Genomic DNA, 5719 nt, shown 5'->3' on the forward strand with positions numbered 1-5719 from the left:
CCGTAAGAGACTTTAATCATCACGTCGCTACCTTGCACCGTGGTTGCTGATGACATACCCATAACTTGCTCGGCTGTGACCTTACCGGGGACAACATGGTCAGTAAGGATATCTGTTAATTTGTCTTTATTTTCTGGCTTCAGCAGTGTTTCTACGGTGCCATCTGGGAGCTTATCAAAGGCAGCATTGGTCGGCGCAAACACTGTAAATGGACCATCACCTTTCAATGTATCAACCAGATCAGCGGCTTTTACTGCTGCGACCAACGTTGAAAAGTCATCATTTTTCATCGCAGTATCAACAATATCATGATCACCCTTGTGGTGAGCAGCGACCGCGGAGCCCATGCTTGCGAGGAACGTGGCAGTGACTGCAAATTTGGTCATTGTGTGTTTTAACATCATTGTTCTCCCTTTCATTTTTTACTCCCCACCATGACGGCGATGCAACATTGCAAACGCTTGGTGACTTCCTGGGAATGATTAATTGACTGCCTTGTAGAAAACGAAGAGAGAGATGAAGCCGATCACAGCGCCAAAAATATTCCTGGCCACGATTCCTTCTTTTACGCCTGATTACCTTGATATTCACGTGAAATTTTTCGAACAACTCATTCGCATAATTGTGATTGTCCGCACACTTTTATCGGCGTAATCTCGTGCTCGTTCCAACGCAATAACGCGAACATGCTGTCGATTCTAGGGAGTATGCTTTGTGAGCAAGTTTCTGCGAAAAATAGCATTTTCAAAARATAGCCATTTTTCAAAATAGAGACAGTGAGGTGACAAAGCATCCGCGTTATTGGCGTTTAATAGCAGTCAACCCGATACGAAAGAGGAAATAACCATGAAAAAACTTGCAGCAATTTTCGCCCTGACGCTCGCTTCAACCTCTGTAATGGCTGGTGGTTTAAACCTCGATGTCACCCCAGCTGAAGGCGGCGCTTGGGTAACCGTTACCGAGCAAGGCCAAGCGGTTGAAGGTGCGAAAGTGACCAGCGAATCCGGTCTGGATGCGAAAGTCACTGACGAGTCTGGTCGTGTATTTATTCATGCACAAAACCAGAACAGCCGTTCAGTCAACTATGTCGCTAACACAGATCAAGGCCAGCACGCTGAAAAAGCAGCCTTTGTACGTGGCGACCATAGCTAAGCATTGTTCGTGAGCCATCGTGGACAAATCTTGTCCACGAGTCATTGAGCATAAAAAAGAGAGCATTACGCTCTCTTTTTTTATGCCTTTCGGTTAACCACAACCACGTTTTTAGAGCAACCACGTTTTCAGATCAACCATGCTTTTAGATCAAAAAGTGACTCGACTTGATGGGTTGGCGTAATGCCTGCTGGTGACGGTGTGTTATCGCTATTAAGCCAGCATGTATCAATCCCTGCACGCATGCCACCCAGCACATCAGAATGTGGATTATCGCCAACCATTAAGATTTTGTCCTTGGGGGGATTTCCCATTTTTTCAAAGGCATGTTCAAAGATCCGAGGGTCCGGCTTGGCGATGCCCACTTGCTCGGATATCACTAAGGTTGAAATCGCAGACTTCAGCCCGGTTCTTTCCAGGCGGATATCTTGGAGAGCGGTAAATCCGTTAGTAATGATACCAATATGTGCATGTGGCTTGATCGCACTAATAAGATCGCGCGCGCCTGGCAATGGTTCGCAAATCTCAGCCATTGCATCTAAAAAACCCTGGTTCAATGTTGCAGGCGCCACGTTAAGACGCTCTCCCCAACGCGTAAAACGCTCGGTTTGTAGCGTATGAGCATCAATTTCACCATCTTGATATTGTACCCACAAAGGCTTGTTTAGCTCTGAGTATTCCGCAAACGCGTGATGGTCAAAATTGACATTGTAGCGCGAAAACATACGTTGTAGTCCCGCAAACGCATCGAAGTGAAACAGGGTTTCATCCGCATCAAAAAGCACCCAAGGATATCGCATCGATTTAACTCTCTTAATGTAAAGTGAAAGAGTGTAACAGACCCAGAGGTTTGCTAGCGAGCCTCCACAAGCGACTCACCGTCCATGGTGATAAATAACGAAAACACAAAGCAATGTTGCTATTAAAGGGAGAGGTATAGCCCTGCCAAGGTGGCACTCATGAGGTTGGCTAAGGTTGCGGCAAGAATGGCGCGCATGCCTAATTTGGCGATATCACCGCGGCGCTCTGGGACAATGCCGCCCAAGCCACCCATTAACATTGCTATTGAGGTGAGGTTGGCAAAGCCACATAACGCAAACGTAACAATGGCTTGGCTATGGGGAGAGAGCGCCCCTTTTAGCTTCATAAAATCCGCAAACGCCACAAATTCATTCACAGCAATTTTCTTACCAATCAAGGTGCCTGCTGTCATCGCCTCTTGCCAGGGAATGCCAATCAGCCAAGCCACTGGTGCAAATAGGTAGCCGAATAGCCACTCAAGGCTTAGTTGCGGCAAGTTTAAAATAGGCCCCAGTTTCCCTAACCCACCATTAATCAGCGCAATCATACTGATCACGGCGAGTAAGCTGGCCCCCACGGCCATCGCAATTTGTAAGCCACTCAAGGCGCCTTGCGTGCCAGCATCAATCACATTCACTGGTTTATCTTGATCGTCTTCGAGCGCTTGGTGTTGAGCATGATTCATGGGGGATTCGGTCTGCGGTACCATTATTTTGGCCATCATTAACCCAGCAGGTGCCGACATAAACGCAGCCGCGATCAGGTATTTCATCTCTACCCCCAAGCCTGCGTAACCCACCATGGTGCCGCCGGCGACTGAGGCGAGCCCGCCCACCATAACAGCAAACAGCTCGGAGCGAGTCATGGTAGAAAGAAAAGGTTTCACAACCAACGGCGCTTCAACAGAGCCAACAAAAATATTGGCCGTGGCTGACATGGACTCAGTGCGAGAAGTGCCAAGTACGCGGCGCAATAAGCCACCAATGAGGCGAATGATCCAAGTCATGACCCCAATGTGGTAAAGCACAGCGATCAGTGCAGAGAAAAAAACGATGGTGGGAAGTACATTAAAAGCGAAAATAAAACCAAGTTTAAACTTAGCCAGATCACCAAACAGAAATWCAGCGCCAATATCGCCAAAACTAATAATCGCCGACACGGCTTCTGATGCGTTAGCTAGAATACGCTGACCAAGCGGAACAGAGATGATAAAGCCAGCAAAGACGATTTGTATTAGGAACGCACCTCCCACTGTGCGCCAATTAATCGCGGAGCGATTTTCCGAAAAGACAACCGCGATAAGGAAGAGGACACTAATCCCCAAAAGGCCAATGCCAAACTGCATGATGTTGCTCCGCAAACGTTAAACTTAGGATGGAAAACGATTGCGGCGGTATTGTACGCGATTTTAATAATGTGACAAGAGTCACTTTTTGCCCTCTTTGTGTTCATTTAATTGCACTTGTGTCTATATTGATAAAAGGTGTGTTGTAGCTCGTAAATGATGCGTGACATCTTGGTTATAAAAGGTTTCGAGACGGGTTCTTCCTATCAGCATTGTGAGTGAAGATTGCGTTGCATCAAAAGTGTTGATGGTGACTGTGTCTATTTTTCATGGGCATCTAGAATAAAACCTGGCTATGATTCGAATAGGCCAAGGATAGTGCTATTTCCTTAGCGACACGATTATTTATAGTTCTGAAATAAAGAGTTCAAATAACTCGCTGAGCGAGTAAGGACGCGGGATTCGGGCTGATTTTTTCTTAGTGGGTGGTCACAAAATGAACATTTAGTTAGGCCCCTAATTAAAAAATTTTCGAGATGTGTTAATGTAGCCGACTGTGTGGTGATGACTGATCTTTTATTGATGTTAAAGATGGCTTAAACATCAATAAATAATGAGCTCGCTACCAACACTCACAGGCTTCCGAATAAACGGACTAAGGAGTTAACTCGTGAGCGATAAAAGCCATGAAGATATGATGACACCAGACGGGAAGGTTAACCCGATCGATACTGACTATCAGGTCGGTCAGGATAACGTAGCGCTGAAACTCGGCCCGTTTGGTTTTGATATTCATAACCGAGTATTTATGATTTCCGGGCTGTCAATTTTGGCCTTCATTTTTGTCACCTTGGCATTTCAAAACCAAATCGGTCCTGTTTTTGGGGATTTGCGTGGATGGCTAACCTCAAATCTAGACTGGTTCTTCCTTTCTGCAGGTAATATTTTTGTTGTTGCTTGTCTAGTGCTGGTTGTGTCACCACTGGGTAAAGTCCGATTGGGTGGTACTGAGGCCAAACCGGATTACGGCTATGCGGGCTGGTTCGCGATGCTTTTTGCGGCCGGTATGGGCATTGGCTTGATGTTCTATGGCGTGTCTGAACCATTGACGCACTTCCAAACCGCGTTAGGTGGAACGGCAACCGGTGCTGACGGCCTTCGCACTGACTGGGCGCCTTTGGGGGCGGCAGCCGGGGATACGGAAGCTGCCCGTCGCCTAGGTATGTCTGCGACTATTTTCCACTGGGGTTTACACCCATGGGCGATTTACGCGGTATTGGCTCTAGGCTTGGCACTGTTTGCGTATAACAAAGGCTTGCCTTTGACCATGCGTTCTGTGTTCTACCCACTGTTCGGTGAACGTGTTTGGGGTTGGACAGGGCACGTGATTGACATTCTCGCGATCATTGCGACCTTGTTTGGTCTTGCCACCTCGCTAGGCTTGGGGGCATCACAAGCATCCGCCGGTCTGCATTATCTGTTTGACACGCCCCTGGGTAATACCACCGAAGTCATGCTGGTGATGGGTATTACGGGCGCGGCGATCCTTTCGGTTGTTGCAGGGGTAGACAAAGGGGTCAAACGCCTGTCTGAAATCAACATGATTTTGGCACTGTTGCTGCTAATCTTTGTGATTGCCGTGGGTCCAACGATTGCCATCTTAACCGGCTTCTTTGGAAACCTAGGGGCATATCTACAAAATCTGCCTGCGCTGTCTATGCCATTTGGCCGTGAAGATGCGAACTTTACCCAAGGCTGGACTTCCTTCTATTGGGCATGGTGGATTTCTTGGTCYCCATTTGTGGGTATGTTTATTGCGCGTGTTTCACGCGGTCGTACTGTGCGTGAATTTATCACCTGTGTGCTTATCATCCCTTCAGCGGCCTGTGTGCTTTGGATGACCGCCTTTGGTGGCACGGCGATTGGTCAGTTCGTTAATGAAGGCTATACCGCTGTTGCTGATGCGGAGCTTTCACTCAAGCTGTTTGCGATGTTGGATGACTTGCCGTTGGCATCAATCACCTCGTTTATCGGGATTATCCTGGTTATGGTATTCTTTGTGACCTCGTCTGACTCGGGCTCATTGGTTATTGATACCATTTCAGCGGGCGGTAAAGTGAATGTGCCTGTACCACAGCGTGTTTTTTGGGCGTCTTTCGAGGGCTTGGTTGCTGTTGCGCTGATCCTTGGCGGTGGCTTGGTTGCCCTGCAAGCGATGGCGGTATCAACCGGTTTCCCATTCACGATTGTGCTGTTGGTCGCGACGGTCTCCTTGTTTAAAGGCTTGATGTCAGAGCCGCGAGGCTAGTTAGCGAAACATCGTTAATCTAGTCAATGATGAAAGAGGCAGCGCACCATGCGTTGCCTCTTTTTTATTAGCTCTGTTTTATTGCCCTCTTTTTTCAGCCTCCCTTTGCCGCTAATGTTCGTCTCTCGAGACGGAGCGTTATGAAGTGGTTAAACATTGGCCAAGCTCACCAG

The 5719-nt window shown here is 47.7% G+C and carries 5 protein-coding genes; 2 read left to right on the forward strand and 3 right to left on the reverse strand.

What is annotated here, in order from left to right; all coding sequences use genetic code 11:
* On the reverse strand, window positions 1–347 hold a 347-nt coding region (locus BZG79_RS10695), incomplete at its 3' end, for a fasciclin domain-containing protein (protein ID WP_242414163.1).
* 499 nt (window positions 348–846) lie between these two features.
* Between BZG79_RS10695 and BZG79_RS10700 the strand changes: the two genes are divergently transcribed.
* Entirely contained in the window at window positions 847–1152 is a 306-nt protein-coding gene (locus tag BZG79_RS10700) for a hypothetical protein (protein ID WP_021022504.1), read from the forward strand.
* A gap of 128 nt (window positions 1153–1280) precedes the next feature.
* Here BZG79_RS10700 and yjjG read toward each other — a convergent pair whose 3' ends face one another.
* Together yjjG and BZG79_RS10710 are read right to left on the reverse strand one after the other, a co-directional pair.
* Window positions 1281–1952, reverse strand: a complete 672-nt coding sequence (gene yjjG, locus BZG79_RS10705) for a pyrimidine 5'-nucleotidase (protein WP_077668862.1) — start codon at window positions 1950–1952, stop codon at window positions 1281–1283.
* Window positions 1953–2074: 122 nt separating this feature from the next.
* Window positions 2075–3298, reverse strand: a complete 1224-nt coding sequence (locus BZG79_RS10710) for a NupC/NupG family nucleoside CNT transporter (RefSeq protein WP_077774377.1) — start codon at window positions 3296–3298, stop codon at window positions 2075–2077.
* A 610-nt stretch (window positions 3299–3908) separates the two neighbouring features.
* Between BZG79_RS10710 and BZG79_RS10715 the strand changes: the two genes are divergently transcribed.
* Window positions 3909–5546 carry a BCCT family transporter gene (locus BZG79_RS10715; protein ID WP_077460140.1) on the forward strand — a complete coding sequence of 546 codons (1638 nt, stop codon included), beginning with the start codon at window positions 3909–3911 and terminating at the stop codon, window positions 5544–5546.
* Window positions 5547–5719: the final 173 nt, after the last annotated feature.

The organism is Salinivibrio sp. MA427 (assembly GCF_001996115.1).
GTDB lineage: Bacteria > Pseudomonadota > Gammaproteobacteria > Enterobacterales > Vibrionaceae > Salinivibrio > Salinivibrio costicola.